14 protein-coding genes are annotated in these 14,222 nt (G+C 67.8%); 5 read left to right on the top strand and 9 right to left on the bottom strand.

What is annotated here, in order from left to right:
• Window positions 1–5: 5 nt before the first annotated feature.
• From N0B71_RS10895 to bioB, 9 genes are all read right to left on the bottom strand, one after another.
• Complete coding sequence (locus N0B71_RS10895; RefSeq protein ID WP_259758936.1) at window positions 6–1,802, bottom strand: acyl-CoA dehydrogenase C-terminal domain-containing protein; 1,797 nt, start codon at window positions 1,800–1,802, stop codon at window positions 6–8.
• A gap of 117 nt (window positions 1,803–1,919) precedes the next feature.
• A complete protein-coding gene (locus N0B71_RS10890) occupies window positions 1,920–3,200 on the bottom strand; it encodes a GGDEF domain-containing protein (RefSeq protein ID WP_259758935.1) in 1,281 nt (426 codons plus the stop codon).
• 165 nt (window positions 3,201–3,365) lie between these two features.
• Window positions 3,366–5,171: a phenylacyl-CoA dehydrogenase gene (locus N0B71_RS10885; RefSeq protein ID WP_259758934.1), complete on the bottom strand. Its 1,806-nt coding sequence runs from the start codon at window positions 5,169–5,171 to the stop codon at window positions 3,366–3,368.
• A 311-nt stretch (window positions 5,172–5,482) separates the two neighbouring features.
• Window positions 5,483–5,713 carry a hypothetical protein gene (locus N0B71_RS10880; protein WP_259758933.1) on the bottom strand — a complete coding sequence of 77 codons (231 nt, stop codon included), beginning with the start codon at window positions 5,711–5,713 and terminating at the stop codon, window positions 5,483–5,485.
• A 74-nt stretch (window positions 5,714–5,787) separates the two neighbouring features.
• Window positions 5,788–6,471 (bottom strand): dethiobiotin synthase, encoded by a 684-nt coding sequence (gene bioD, locus N0B71_RS10875; protein WP_259758932.1) that lies wholly within the window; start codon window positions 6,469–6,471, stop codon window positions 5,788–5,790.
• Between the two features lie 96 nt (window positions 6,472–6,567).
• The gene (gene bioC / locus N0B71_RS10870) at window positions 6,568–7,371 is read right to left on the bottom strand and encodes a malonyl-ACP O-methyltransferase BioC (protein WP_259758931.1); all 804 of its coding nucleotides are present in this window, start codon (window positions 7,369–7,371) and stop codon (window positions 6,568–6,570) included.
• On the bottom strand, window positions 7,364–8,089 hold the full coding sequence (locus N0B71_RS10865; protein WP_259758930.1) for an alpha/beta fold hydrolase: 726 nt from the start codon (window positions 8,087–8,089) through the stop codon (window positions 7,364–7,366). The genes bioC and N0B71_RS10865 overlap by 8 nt, the downstream gene beginning before the upstream one ends.
• Entirely contained in the window at window positions 8,082–9,287 is a 1,206-nt protein-coding gene (gene bioF / locus N0B71_RS10860) for an 8-amino-7-oxononanoate synthase (protein ID WP_259758929.1), read from the bottom strand. The genes N0B71_RS10865 and bioF overlap by 8 nt, the downstream gene beginning before the upstream one ends.
• Before the next feature lie 124 nt (window positions 9,288–9,411).
• Window positions 9,412–10,470 carry a biotin synthase BioB gene (bioB, locus tag N0B71_RS10855; protein WP_259758928.1) on the bottom strand — a complete coding sequence of 353 codons (1,059 nt, stop codon included), beginning with the start codon at window positions 10,468–10,470 and terminating at the stop codon, window positions 9,412–9,414.
• A 242-nt stretch (window positions 10,471–10,712) separates the two neighbouring features.
• Here bioB and N0B71_RS10850 point away from each other — a divergent pair, with 242 nt between their 5' ends.
• The 5 genes from N0B71_RS10850 to N0B71_RS10830 all read left to right on the top strand — a co-directional run bounded on the left by N0B71_RS10850 (window position 10,713) and on the right by N0B71_RS10830 (window position 14,171).
• Complete coding sequence (locus tag N0B71_RS10850; RefSeq protein WP_081519671.1) at window positions 10,713–11,006, top strand: hypothetical protein; 294 nt, start codon at window positions 10,713–10,715, stop codon at window positions 11,004–11,006.
• A gap of 39 nt (window positions 11,007–11,045) precedes the next feature.
• Window positions 11,046–11,768: a ComF family protein gene (locus N0B71_RS10845; protein ID WP_259758927.1), complete on the top strand. Its 723-nt coding sequence runs from the start codon at window positions 11,046–11,048 to the stop codon at window positions 11,766–11,768.
• 94 nt (window positions 11,769–11,862) lie between these two features.
• Window positions 11,863–12,627 (top strand): TOBE domain-containing protein, encoded by a 765-nt coding sequence (locus N0B71_RS10840; RefSeq protein WP_259758926.1) that lies wholly within the window; start codon window positions 11,863–11,865, stop codon window positions 12,625–12,627.
• 120 nt (window positions 12,628–12,747) lie between these two features.
• Window positions 12,748–13,128, top strand: a complete 381-nt coding sequence (locus N0B71_RS10835) for a hypothetical protein (RefSeq protein WP_259758925.1) — start codon at window positions 12,748–12,750, stop codon at window positions 13,126–13,128.
• A gap of 68 nt (window positions 13,129–13,196) precedes the next feature.
• Window positions 13,197–14,171, top strand: coding sequence for a serine/threonine protein kinase (locus tag N0B71_RS10830; RefSeq protein WP_259758924.1), 975 nt, complete (start codon window positions 13,197–13,199; stop codon window positions 14,169–14,171).
• Window positions 14,172–14,222 lie beyond the last annotated feature (51 nt).

Below are 14,222 nucleotides of genomic sequence, written 5' to 3'. Positions count from 1 at the left end.
AGGGATTACAGCGCGAACTGCTCGGCCGACAGGCGCATCAGCACCTCGGAACCGGCCTGCGCCGCTGCCACGTGGGCATGGGCGCGGGGCAGCAGACGGCTGAAGTAGAACTCCGCGGTGGCCAGCTTCGCCTGGTAGTAGGCCGCCTCGCCGGCGCCCTCCTCCAGTTTGCGCTGGGCGACCAGGGCCATGCGCAGCCAGAAGTAGCCGAGGGTGACGTAGCCGGAGAACATCAGGTAGTCCACCGAAGCGGCGCCGACTTCGTCCGGGTTCTTCATGGCGGCCATGCCGACCTTCTGGGTCAGCTCGCCCCACTGGGTGTTCAGCGCCGCCAGCTGGGCGACCTGCGCTTTCAGCTGCGGGTGCTCGGCATGCTGCTGGCAGAGCTGGTGTACCAGCTTGGTAAAGCCCATCAGCAGCTTGCCCTGGCTGCCGAGGACCTTGCGGCCCAGCAGGTCCAGCGCCTGGATGCCGTTGGTGCCCTCGTAGATCGGCGCGATGCGGCAATCGCGCACCAGCTGCTCCATGCCCCACTCGCGAATGAAGCCGTGGCCGCCGAACACCTGCATGCCGATGTTGGTGACTTCCAGGCCGGTCTCGGTCATGAAGGCCTTGCAGATGGGCGTCAGGAAGGCCAGCAGGTTGGCGGCGCGCTCGCGCTCCTCGGCGTCCTGGGAGAGGTGCTCGATGTCCAGCAGTTGCGCGGTGAAGTAGGCCAGCGCGCGGTTGCCTTCGTTGAACGCCTTCATGGTCAGCAGCATGCGGCGCACGTCCGGGTGGACGATGATCGGGTCGGCCGGCTTGTCCGGCGCTTTCGGGCCGGTCAGCGAACGCATCTGCAGGCGATCCTGAGCGTAGCGCACCGCGCCCTGGTAGCTGGTCTCGCCGAGGCAGAGACCCTGCATGCCAGTGCCCAGGCGCGCGTGGTTCATCATGGTGAACATGCAGGCCAGGCCCTTGTTGGCTTCGCCGATGAGGAAGCCGCGGGCGCCGTCGAAGTTCATCACGCAGGTGGCGGAGGCCTTGATGCCCATCTTGTGCTCGATGGAGCCGCAGGCCACGGCGTTGCGCTCGCCGACGTCACCGTTCGCGTCGAGGTTGAACTTGGGCACGATGAACAGCGAGATGCCCTTGGTGCCGGCCGGGGCGTCGGGCAGCTTGGCCAGTACCAGGTGGATGATGTTCTCGCTCAGGTCGTGCTCGCCGGCGGAGATGAAGATCTTGGTGCCGGTGATCGCGTAGCTGCCGTCCGCATTGGGCACGGCGCGGGTCTTGATGATGCCCAGGTCCGTGCCGCAGTGCGGCTCGGTGAGGCACATGGTGCCGGTCCACACCGCGCTGGTCATGCGCGGCAGGTAGGTGCTCTTCTGCTCGGCGGTGCCGTGGGCGTGGATGGCGGCCATGGCGCCCTTGGTCAGGCCGGGGTACATGCCCCAGGAGCAGTTGGACGCGCCGATCATCTCGCTGACCAGCAGGCCGAGGGACGGCGGCAGGCCCTGGCCACCGTATTCCGGGTCGCTGGAGACGCCGTTCCAGCCGGCCTCGACGTACTGCGCGAAGGCTTCCTTGAAGCCCTTGGGCGTGGTCACCACACCGTTGTCGAAGTGGCAGCCTTCCTCGTCGCCGGAGCGGTTCAGCGGGGCGATGACCTGCTCGCAGAACTTCGCGCCTTCCTCGAGGATGGCGGCGAACATGTCCGGGGTGGCGTCGGTGGCGCCGAGGGCTTCGTAGCGACCGGTGAAGTCGAAGACTTCGTCGGTGAGGAAGCGCACGTCGCGCAGGGGGGCCTTGTACTCGGGCATGGCGAATCTCCGTTCGGTTCAGGGCGCCAGCATGGCGCAAAGCCTGAACCTAACGGCCCGCGAGGCGCCGGACAATCACGCTGCACGGGCTGAATGCGCGGTCATAACGCAGGCCGCTCAGGCGGTGCGCACCGCGCCGCGTCGCGATTGCCCGTGCACCGCCACGCGGTTGCGCCCGCCGCTCTTGGCCGAGTACAGCGCCTCGTCGGCGCCCTTGATCACTTCTTCCGGGTTGCGCCGCTCGCCGTCGCGCTCGGCAACCCCGACGCTGATGGTCACCGAGACCGTCTGCGCGTCCTTGCCACCACGCCGGTTGCGACCCTGGCGGTCGTCCCGCGGTCGGTTGCCACGGTCGCGCAGATGCATGGCGTACCCCTCGATGGCCTGGCGGACGCCATCGAGGTACGGCAGACACTGCTCCACCGTCTTGCCGGCGAACACCAGGGTGAATTCCTCGCCGCCATAGCGGTACGCCTTGCCGCCGCCACCGGTGCGGCGCAACTGGCTGGCGACCATGCGCAGCACCTGGTCGCCGACATCATGGCCGTGGCTGTCGTTGAATTTCTTGAAGTGGTCCACGTCGATCATCGCCAGCACGTATTGCTGGCCCAGGCGCTGGAAGCGCTCGTTCAGCGCGCGCCGGCCGGGCAGCCCGGTGAGTTCGTCGCGGAAGGCCATCTGATAGGCCTCGTGGGCCACCGCGCCGGCCAGGGTGAGCATCACCAGGCTGGTCATCACGGTCAGCGCGTGGGGCAGGATGAACACCTTGGGCAGCATCCACAGCAGCCCGAGCAAGCCCAGCAGTTGCGCGGCGTGCAACGGACGAGGCTGGCGCACGTAGGCGGCCACCAGGGCGATGAAGGCCATCAGGAAGCCGAGGTAGGACAACTGGGCCAGGTTCATCCACTGGCCGTGCAGGGACGGCCAGTAGGTGTCGCTGAGCAGCTCCGCCAGGCCCTGGGGGAAACGCCGGGCCAGCGCCGTGGCAACGCCGACCACGGCGATCAGCCCGGCGCTGCGGGCGAGCAGGTCCTGCAGCATGTGCATGCGTTCCTGCCAGATGCCGTACAGGCCGTAGAGCAGCGGCAACAGCACGCAGCACAGGTGAAACACCAGCGCCGCCTCGGGCATCACCACCCGGTGCGCCTGGAAGTAGTCGACCTGGGTGTCGAGCAGGAAATAGGCGATGTACACCACCGCTAGCATGAACAACTGGCGCTGGCGGCCGTAGACCAGGCACAGCGCGCCGCCGAGCAGGAGCAGCAGGGTCGGCAGCACGTTGAACAGGGAAATGAAGAAGTCAGACAGTTCGCCCAGGGAGCCGGCGGCGATGCCGGCCGGAATCAGCAACAGGGGCGTGAGGAAATGGCTGATCCGGTAAGGGGCCGTGGGTCGCACAGGGGGTTCCGCAAAGTGGGTGCCGGGCTCGCCATTGGTGGATCGGCAAGTGGCGTAATGATGGCATTTTCTGCGGCGATTTGTGTGACTTCGAAGACGAAAAAGCCCGCCTTGCGGCGGGCTCCTTGCTGGTCAGCAGACGGACGGCGAACCGTCCGTGCGCGATCAGTAACCGAGGGCGAAATCTTCCTCGGCCAGGTCCATCAGGTTGTTGGCGCCCGACAGCATGGCACCGACGTGCGCGCGGGTGCGCGGCAGGATGCGCTGGAAGTAGAAGCGCGCGGTCTTCAGCTTGGCCTGGTAGAAGGCCTCTTCGCTGGTACCGGCAGCCAGCTTCTCGGCAGCCAGGCGAGCCATGTCGGCCCAGAAGTAGGCCAGGCAGGCGTAGCCGGAGTACATCAGGTAGTCCACCGACGCGGCACCGACTTCCTCGCGGTCCTTCATGGCGGCCATGCCGACCTTCATGGTCAGCTCGCCCCACTCCTTGTTCAGCGCGGCCAGCGGTGCAACGAACTCCTTCACGGCGTCGTTGGCTTCGTTGGCCTGGCAGAACTTGTGCACGATCTTGGTGAAGCCCTTGAGCGCTTCGCCCTGGGTCATGAGGATCTTGCGGCCCAGCAGGTCCAGCGCCTGAACGCCGGTGGTGCCTTCGTACAGCATGGAGATGCGGCTGTCGCGGACGTTCTGTTCCATGCCGTGCTCGGCGATGAAGCCGTGGCCGCCATAGATCTGCACGCCGTGGTTGGCGGCTTCGAAGCCCACTTCGGTCATGAACGCCTTGGCGATCGGGGTGAGGAAGGCCAGCATCGAGTCAGCGGCTTTCTTCTCTTCTTCGTCCTGGCTGCGCTGGACGATGTCGACCTGCTTGGCGGCGAAGTACAGCATGGCGCGGTTGCCTTCGGCGAAAGCCTTGGCGGTCAGCAGCATGCGGCGTACGTCCGGGTGCACGATGATCGGGTCGGCGGCTTTTTCCGGCGCTTTCGGGCCAGTCAGCGAACGCATCTGCAGACGCTCGCGAGCGTAGGCGATGCCACCCTGGAAACCGATTTCGGCGTGGGCCAGGCCTTGCAGCGCGGTACCCAGGCGAGCGGTGTTCATGAAGGTGAACATGCAGTTCAGGCCCTTGTTCGGCGGGCCGATCAGGAAGCCGGTGGCCGCGTCGAAGTTCATCACGCAGGTCGCGTTGCCGTGGATGCCCATCTTGTGCTCGATGGAGCCACAGGACACGGCGTTGCGCTCGCCCACGTTGCCTTCGGCATTGGGCAGGAACTTCGGCACGATGAACAGCGAGATGCCCTTGGTGCCCTGCGGGGCATCGGGCAGGCGGGCCAGCACGATGTGGACGATGTTGTCGGCCATGTCGTGTTCGCCAGCGGAGATGAAGATCTTGGTGCCGGTGATCTTGTAGGTGCCGTCAGCCTGCGGCTCGGCCTTGGTGCGCAGCATGCCCAGGTCGGTGCCGCAATGCGGTTCGGTCAGGCACATGGTGCCGGTCCACTCGCCGGATACCAGCTTGGTCAGGTAGGTGTGCTGCTGCTCCGGGGTGCCGTGGGCGTGCAGGGTGTTCATGGCGCCGTGGGACAGGCCCGGGTACATGCCCCAGGACCAGTTGGCCTGGCCGACCATCTCGCTGATGGCCAGACCCAGGGATTCGGGCAGACCCTGGCCGCCGTGCTCGACGTCATGGGCCAGGCTCGGCCAGCCGCCTTCGACGAACTGCTGGTAGGCCTCTTTGAAGCCGGTCGGCGTCTTCACGCCTTCGGGGCTCCATTTGCAGCCTTCCAGGTCGCCGGTGCGGTTCAGCGGAGCGATCACCTGTTCGCAGAACTTCGCACCCTCTTCGAGGATGGCGTTGACCATGTCGGGAGTCGCGTCTTGAGCGCCCGGCAGGTTCTGGTAGTGCGCTTCGTAGCCCAGCAGCTCGTCGCGAACGAAACGGATATCACGCAAGGGGGCCTTGTAATCAGGCATAGCGGTAAACCTCTACGAAGGGTTCTGGTTAATGGGCGACCGGTCGCTGCGGTCGCAGTGCGGGAGCATTCCCGGCCGCCCAGTCGGTGCGCGCACGCATCCGGACAGTCAAACAGGCGTTTGAAACATACGTTTACGCCATACCCTTGTCAAGCGTGCAAACCGACCGCCCGGTCACGCTCGCCGGGCGGGTTGCGGGGTCCGCTGGCGGCGACGTCCTGAGGCTAATTAAAGCCCATGGCAGAGCGGCCGGCGTGTCGTGAAGACAGCCGGCCGCTGCGCAGGAGTCAGGGGTAGAAAAGGGGGTGGGATCAGGCGCGGATATCGATGAGGGTGCCCAGCGTTTCGTCGGCGGCCTGGATGACCTTGGCGTTGGCCTTGACCTCGTGCTCGCCACGGCGCAGGTCGATCAGGCGATCGTTGAGCACTTCGCTGGGCGCATTGCCGGCGGTAGCGATGTCAGTGCTGGCACGGTCGACGCGGCGCTGGCCGTTCTGCACGCCATACAGGCCCGCAGAGAAAGCATTACCGGAGATTTCCATCGCAACGCCTCCACGGCAAAAAGCAGCAAGTGGCCACTATTCAAGCAGACGCCGCCTGCCAGGCCAAGGGCCGGTTACAAATCCAGGATGCCCAGGTCCAGGTGCGCAGCCACCGCCGCCGGCGTCGCCCGGGCCAGGCGCGGCACACGCCCCACGCAGGGTGCGGGCAGGCGCTCGGCGAGGGTGGCGAGGTTTTCTTCCAGGCGAGACGTCTGCGGATCGACGATATTCGCCACCCAGCCGGCCAGCGGCAGGCCGTCGCGCTGGATCGCCTCGGCGCTGAGCACCGCGTGGTTGATGCAGCCCAGGCGCACGCCCACCACCAGGATCACCGGCATTTGCAGGGCGATGGCCAGGTCGGAGAGGTTTTCTTCCCCGGCCAGCGGCACCCGCCAGCCGCCGGCGCCTTCCACCAGGGTGAAATCGGCGCCCAGGTCCAGCACCGAACGCACCGGGGCCTGGAGTGCTTCCACCGTCAGCTTCACGCCTTGCTCGCTGGCGGCGAGGTGCGGGGCGATGGCCGGCTCGAAGGCGAAGGGGTTCACCTGCTCATAGGCCAGCGGCAGGCTGCACTCGCCCAGCAGCGCCAGCGCGTCGGAGTTGCGCAGGCCATCGGGGCTGCGCTCGCAGCCGGACGCCACCGGCTTGGCCGCCGCGGTGGACAACCCGGCCAGCCGCGCCGCATGCAGCAGGCCGGCGGCGATGGTGGTCTTGCCGATTTCGGTGTCGGTGCCGGTGATGAAGTAGGCGTGGGGCATGGTTTTCCTCTGGTGCTCTTCGTAGGAGCGAGCTTGCTCGCGAACGGGACTCGCCGGCAGCACCAGAGCTGGGCGGGTTCGCGAGCAAGCTCGCTCCTACACGGGACAGTTCTTGCGCAGGACGGCGTAAACCACCCGGTAGGTCGCCGGCAGCCCCGCGGGCTGGCGGAAGCGCTCGTAGGCGGCGATCAGCGCGCGCACCCGCTCGCGCCCGGTGAGGCCATCGGGCCGGCCGGGGTTGAGGTTGTGCGCGCCGAGCGCCTTGAGTTCATGGGTCAGGCTGCGCAGGTCGGGGAAGTGCAGGACACGGTCCTCGGTGCGCAGCTCCAGCACTTCCAGGCCGCTGGCCGCGCAGTGCTGCTGGTACTGTTCGAAGGCGCGGAAGCGGTTCACGTGGACGAAACCGTCCACCGCCTCCCAGCTCTGCCGCAGTTCGCCCAGGGTGCCGATGCACAGGCTGCTGAAGGCCGCGACGCCCCCGGGGCGCAGCACGCGGCGCGCTTCGCCCAGCACCGCTGGCAGGTCAGCGCACCACTGGATCGCCAGGCTGGAGAACAGCAGGTCGCTGGCGCCATCGCGCAGCGGCAGCCGCTCGGCGTCGCCACCGATGAAGTGCTGCGCGCCGCCCTGCTCGCGGGCGTGGCGCAGCATGCCCTCGGCGATGTCGACGGACAGGCCCAGCGCCTGTGGATAACGCGCCGCCAGGGCGCGGGTGAAATAACCGGTGCCGCTGCCAAGGTCGATCCAGCGCTGCGGCGCAGCCTGCGCCGGCAGCAGCTCGAGCAGCCGGCTGCCGACGGCGCGCTGCAATTCCGCCACCGCGTCGTAGGTCGACGCTGCGCGGGAGAATGAGGCGGCTACCTGGCGTTTGTCGGGCAGCGCGCTGCTGCAATCAGCCATCGTCGCCCTCGTGGATGAACCTCAGGATCGCGCTCGCCACGTCGTCCGGCTGCTCCAGCGGCAGGCCGTGGCTGGCGCCGGGGAGCACGCTCACCTCGACGTCCGGCAGCCACTCGAGCAACGCCTCGGCGGCGCTGGCCGGCACCAGCGCATCGTTGGCGGCGAACAGGTGCAGCTGCGGGCCGGGATAGCGGCTGAGCGCGGCGCGGGTGTCGAGCTGCCCCAGCAGTTGCAGGCCGGCGGTCAGGCCTTCGACATTGAGTTGCGGCAGCGCCACCTGCAGTTGCCGCGCCAGCGTGCGGGCATCGCGCGCGCCCTGGCTGACCAGCATCGTGAAGCGCTTGCGCACCAGGTGCGGCTCCAGCAGGAAGGCCTCGAAGAAATCCTCGAAGACGTCTTCGGCCATGGCCTGCGGCCAGTCCTCGCGGCGGCGGAAACACGGGTTGCTGGCGAGCGTCACCAGCCCGCGGCAGGACTCGCCGCGGCGCGCCGCCAGTTCGGCGCCGAGCATGCCACCCAGCGACCAGCCGGCAATCCAGGCGTCGTGGGCGACGTTGTCGTCCAGCTCGTCGAGCCAGGCGTTCGGCTCGGCATCCGCCGGCAGCGGCTCGATCTGCACGTTCAAGTGCGGCGCCTGTTCCAGCAGCGCATCGCGCAGCGGTTCCAGCGGCGCACTGCCCAGGCCCCACCCCGGCAGCAGGATCAGTTGGTCACGCATCATCGCCCTCCTCGGCATCGATCTCTGCCAGAAGGCTAGACGACACGCGCTGCCAGCTGTCGGCGAGCGCCTGGAGCAGGCGGTCCACCTGCGCCTCGGTGTGCGAAGCGGACAGGGTCACGCGCAGGCGCGCCGTACCGGCCGGCACGGTGGGCGGGCGAATCGCGCCGACGAGGATGCCGCGCTGGCGCAGCTCGGCGGATAACGCCATGGCCTGGGCGCTGCCGCCGATGAGGATCGGCTGGATCGGCGTCGGGCTGTCCATCAGGCTCAGGCCGATGGCGCGGGCGCCGGCGCGGAAGCGCGCGATCAGCGCGTTCAGGTGGTCGCGGCGCCAGCCCTCGGCGCGCAGCAGCGCCAGGCTTCTGAGCGTGGCGCAGGCCACGGCGGGCGGCTGGCTGGTGGTGTAGATGTAGGGTCGAGCGAACTGGATCAGCGTTTCGATCAGCTCCTCGCTGCCGGCCACGAAGGCGCCGGCGGTGCCGAAGGCCTTGCCGAGGGTGCCGACCAATACCGGCACGTCGTCGAGCCCCAGGCCGAAGTGCTCGACGATCCCGCCTCCGTTCGCGCCCAGCGGGCCAAAGCCGTGGGCGTCGTCGACCATCACCCAGGCGTTCTTTTCCCGGGCCGCGGCGCACAGCGCAGGCAGGTCGGCGAGGTCGCCGTCCATGCTGAACACGCCATCGGTCACCACCAGCGTGTTGCCGTCGGCCTTGTCCAGGCGCGACGCGAGACTGGCGGCGTCGTTGTGCAGGTAGCGAGAGAAACGCGCACCCGACAGCAGGCCGGCGTCCAGCAGCGAGGCATGGTTGAGGCGGTCTTCCAGCACGCTGTCGCCCTTGCCGACGAGGGCCGTGACGGTGCCGAGGTTGGCCATGTAGCCGGTGGAAAACAGCAGCGCGCGCGGGCGGCCGGTGAACTCGGCGAGGGCCAGTTCCAGCTCGTGGTGCGGGCCGCAATGGCCGTTGACCAGGTGCGAGGCGCCACCGCCGACGCCCCAGCGCTGGGCGCCGGCACGCATTGCGGCGATCACCTCGGGGTGATTGGCCAGGCCCAGGTAATCGTTGGAACAGAAGGCCAGCATCGGCTGGCCATCGATGACCACCTCCGGCCCCTGCGGCGATTGCAGCAGCGGGCGACGGCGGTAGAGATCGTCCGCCTGGCGCTGGGCCAGGCGGGCGGCGAGATCGAAAGACATACGCAACCCCGTGTCGGCGGTAGAGCTTTTGCAGGAGCGAGCTTGCTCGCGAACCGCCCCGTACTGTGCAGCCGGAAAAGCGTTCGCGAGCGAGTTCGCTCCTACAGGAAGACGAGCCGCTCTATCAGGCCGAAGCGGCGTTATAGAACAGCTGGGAATCGCGTTGCTCCACCAGCGCCTGCTCGATGGCGGCCTGGTGCACCTCGTCGGCGTGCTCTTCGCGCTCCTCGGGCTTGATGCCTAAGCGGGCGAACAGTTGCATGTCCTTCTCGGCCTGCGGGTTGGCGGTGGTCAGCAGCTTCTCGCCGTAGAAGATCGAGTTCGCGCCGGCCATGAAGGCCAGGGCCTGCATCTGCTCATTCATCTGTTCGCGGCCGGCGGACAGGCGCACGTGAGACTTCGGCATCATGATGCGGGCGACCGCCAGGGTGCGGATGAAGTCGAACGGATCGACGTCCTTCTCCTCGGCCAGCGGGGTGCCCTTGACCTTGACCAGCATGTTGATCGGCACCGATTCGGGGTGCTCGGGCAGGTTGGCCAGCTGGATCAGCAGGCCGGCGCGGTCGTCCACCGACTCGCCCATGCCCAGGATGCCGCCGGAGCAGATCTTCATCCCCGCCTCGCGCACGTACGCCAGGGTCTGCAGGCGCTCGCCGTAGGTACGGGTGGTGATGATGTTGCCGTAGAACTCCGGCGAGGTATCGAGGTTGTGGTTGTAGTAGTCCAGGCCCGCTTCGGCCAGCGCCTGGGTCTGCTCCTGGTCCAGGCGCCCCAAGGTCATGCAGGTTTCCAGGCCGAGCTTCTTCACGCCCTTGACCATTTCCAGCACGTACGGCATGTCCTTGGCGGACGGGTGCTTCCAGGCGGCGCCCATGCAGAAGCGCGTCGAGCCGATGGCCTTGGCTTGGGCTGCGGCTTCCAGCACCTTCTGCACCTCCAACAGCTTTTCCTTGTCCAGGCCGGTGTTGTAGTGGCCGGACTGCGGGCAATATTTGCAGTCTTCGGGGCAGGCGCCGGTCTTGATCGACAGCAGGGTGGACACCTGCACGCGGTTCGGGTCGAAATGCGCGCGGTGCACGGTCTGTGCCTGGAACAGCAAGTCGTTGAAGGGCTGTTCGAACAGGGCACGGACCTCGGCAAGGGTCCAGTCGTGGCGGGTTACGTGGGCTGCGGTGGCACTCATCGGCAAAGTCCTTCGACGCTTGGGGGCGCCTCTTGTCCAGGGTGCCCCGGCGGCGCGCCACCGGGGGAAATCAGGCTCAAGGCATCATATGTGGAGCTGTGACGCTGTCAACCTCTCTCGCGACACAGGTCGACAAGTGATCACTTATTAATCAAACGATAGATTCCCTCAGCGCGCACGGCTGAACCGATACGGCCCGTTGCCGCTCCAATCAGACAGAACACTCAGGAGTCATACCCCAGATGGGAACCGAAGGATTCTTCGACGGCCTTGGCCAGATGGTCGGCAAGGCCATCCGCTTCATCGTCGATCTGCTGTCGGGCGTGCTCGGCGGCCTGTGGCGCGCCATGGACGACTTCTTCCACGGCCTGGCGCGGGCTGTGGGAATCGACGTCTCGATCTTCAGCTTCGTCCTGCTCTTCATCGGCCTGCTGCTGCTCTACAGTGGCATCCGCGCCTTCCTGCGGCGCTCGATCTTCGGTGGTCTGATCTGGACGGTGCTGGGTCTGGTGGTCCTGAGCTGGCTGATTCACTGAGCCGCTCACCCCGAGCGGCACCGCCCCTGGAGGGGCGGAATGCGGTGGCTGGATTGGCGTCCGGTCTGGTGGCGCCCTCGCGTGCAATGCCTGTTGTGCGGCGCGGCGGCCGAGCAGGCCGCGCTGCCGCTCTGCGCCGGTTGCGATGACGACCTGCCCTGGCTCGCCGGGCACTGCGCGAGGTGTGCGCTGCCCCTGCCCGCCCCCGGGCTGACCTGCGGCCAGTGCCTGCGCCGGCCACCGGCCTTCCATCGCGTCGAAACGCCCCTGCGCTACGCCTTCCCCGTCGACGCACTGATCACCCGATTCAAGCACCAGGCCAATGCGCCGCTGGGGCGCTTGCTCGGCCAGTTGCTCGAACGCCACCTGCTGCATGCCTATGAAGAAGGGCTGCCGCGCCCCGACCGGCTTATTCCCGTGCCCCTGTCCCGCCGACGCCAGCGCCAGCGCGGCTTCAACCAGGCGCAGCTGCTGGCGGACTGGCTCGCCGCGCCACTGGGCCTGCCGGTGGACGCCCGGCTCGTGGTGCGCACCCAGGACACCCCGGCCCAGCAGGGCCTGGACGCCGCCACGCGCAAGCGCAACCTGCGCAGCGCCTTCGCCCTGGCCGCCGGCGCGGAGGTAGCCGGCCTGCACCTCGCGCTGGTGGACGACGTGCTGACCACCGGCGCCACCGCCGAACGCATCGCCCGCCTGCTACGCCGCGCCGGGGCGCGACAGGTCGACGTGTACTGCCTGGCGCGCACGCCCGCCCCGCAATAGTCGACCGCTGGGCCACAATCCCGGCATCTGCCCCTTGCGTTTTGCACGCTAGCGACGGAGCCTCGGGCGATACCAATAAGCACCCGCGAAACCAATGACCACCCTGAGCCTGTTGACCCAACACGTTACCCGCCGCCCCCAGCGCATCGCCCTCCTGGCGCAGATCGCCCAGCTCGGCTCGATCACCCACGCGGCCAAGGCCGCCGGGATGAGCTACAAGACCGCCTGGGACGCCATCGACGAACTGAACAACCTGTCCGAGCGGCCGCTGGTGGAACGCAGCGTCGGCGGAAAGGGCGGCGGCGGCGCGCGCCTGACCGCCGAGGGCGAGCGCCTGCTGGCGCTGTACCAGCGGCTGGAGGCCCTGCGCGAACACATCGTCGAGCACGTCGAGCACCAGGCCGACCTGGAGCTGATCGGCCGCCTGATGATGCGCACCAGCGCGCGCAACCAGCTGCACGGGCGCGTCGTTGCGGTCGAGCCGTCGGGCCTCAACGACCTGATCGGCATCGAATTGCCCGGCGGCTCGCGCATCCAGGCGCGGGTCACCCGGGAAAGCACCGAGAAGCTGGAGCTGACTGCCGGCATGCCGGTGGTGGCCCTGATGAAGGCCGGCTGGCTCTATGTCGATCTGCCGCACATTCCGTGTCCGGATGGACTTAACGCGCTGGAAGGCCATATCGACGACATCCGCGAAGCCGACGACGGCCCCAGCGAAGTGCGCATCCAGTTGCCCAGCGGGCAGATGCTCTGCGCCCTGACCGACCCGGAGCGCATCGCGATTCTCGGCCTGAAAGCCGGCTCGGCGGTGCGCGCGCAGTTCTCGCCGGCGCAGGTCATCCTCGGCACGCCGCTTTAAGCTGCTGCCACTGGAGTTTCCCTGCCTCATATCAAGCCCGGCGGCGCTGCGCCGCGCTCCAATAAGCGCCGGAGCCCCGCCCGGGTCGGACGGGGCCGTCGGTCAACCGGAGCTCCCGCCATGCGCCGTCCCCTCGCGATTCTCGCCCTGCCGTTTCTGCTTTCCCTGCCGCTAGCCAGCCAGGCCGGCCCCGACGTGCTGCGGGTCGGCGCCAGCCAGGAGCTGATGCCGACGCTGGAAACGCTGGTGGACCAGTACCAGATCGACACCCACAACAAGGTCCTGCTGATCGGTGGCACCGAGACTGAGCTGGCCGAACAGGTCCGCCAGGGCACCCCCTACGACCTGTTGCTGACGCCGCTGCACAGCACCGAAAAGCAGGCCCAGCCGCTGACCTGCAACGGCCGCGCGATGCAGAAGCTGACCCTGGTGAAGGGCGAACGCCGGGCGCTGGCGACGGACTTCGTCGACTACCTGGGCAAACACTGCACCGACCGCTGAGGCGGCAGCGCACCCAACGGGGGCGGACTGGGTACACTAGACAGCTTTACCACTGCCGGAACGTCGCCATGTCCCATCCCTTTTCCGACCTCACCCCCGATCTGGTGCTGGATGCGGTGGAAAGCATCGGTTTCCTCAGCGACGCCCGCGTACTCGCGCTCAACAGCTACGAGAATCGCGTATACCAGGTCGGTATCGAGGACAGCGAACCGCTGATCGCCAAGTTCTACCGCCCCGGGCGCTGGACCACCGAAGCGATCCTCGAGGAACACGCCTTCTCCGCCGAATTGGCCGAGTGCGAAGTCCCGGTGGTCGCGCCGCTGGTGCACGAGGGCAGGACGCTTTTCGAGCACGCCGGTTTCCGCTTCACGCTGTTCCCCCGCCGCGGCGGCCGCGCGCCGGAGCCGGGCAACCTCGACCAGCTCTATCGCCTCGGCCAGTTGCTCGGCCGCCTGCACGCCGTGGGCGCCAACCGCCCGTTCGCGCACCGCGAGGCGCTGACCCCGCAGAACTTCGGCCATGAGTCCCTGGCCACCCTGCTGGAAGGCAACTTCGTTCCCAAGAGCCTGCTGCCGGCCTATGAATCCGTGGCGCGCGACCTGCTGAAAAAGATCGATGAGCTCTACGCCCGCGTGAAGTACACGCCCATTCGCCTGCATGGCGATTGCCACCCCGGCAACCTGCTGTGCCGTGACGACACCTTCCACGTCGTCGACCTCGACGACTGCCGCATGGGCCCGGCGGTGCAGGACCTGTGGATGATGCTTGCCGGCGAGCGCCAGGAGCGTCTCGGGCAGCTGTCGGAACTGGTCGATGGCTACCAGGAATTCCACGACTTCGACCCGCGCGAACTGCCACTGATCGAGGGCCTGCGCGCCCTGCGCCTGATGCACTACAGCGCCTGGCTGGCGCGGCGCTGGGACGACCCCGCGTTCCCGCCGAGCTTCCCCTGGTTCGGCAGCGAGCGGTACTGGGGCGAACAGGTGCTGGTGCTGCGCGAGCAACTGGCGGCGCTGGATGAGGAGCCGTTGCGGCTGTTCTGACCCACGCATTTTCATTGCCGACCGGGCGGCCGGACCGCGAACGGAATCCGC

Source organism: Pseudomonas sp. GCEP-101, from assembly GCF_025133575.1.
In the GTDB taxonomy this organism is placed as follows: domain Bacteria; phylum Pseudomonadota; class Gammaproteobacteria; order Pseudomonadales; family Pseudomonadaceae; genus Pseudomonas; species Pseudomonas nitroreducens_B.
Note: the sequence above shows the minus strand (reverse complement) of the source record. Positions and strands in the feature narration are given on the sequence as shown.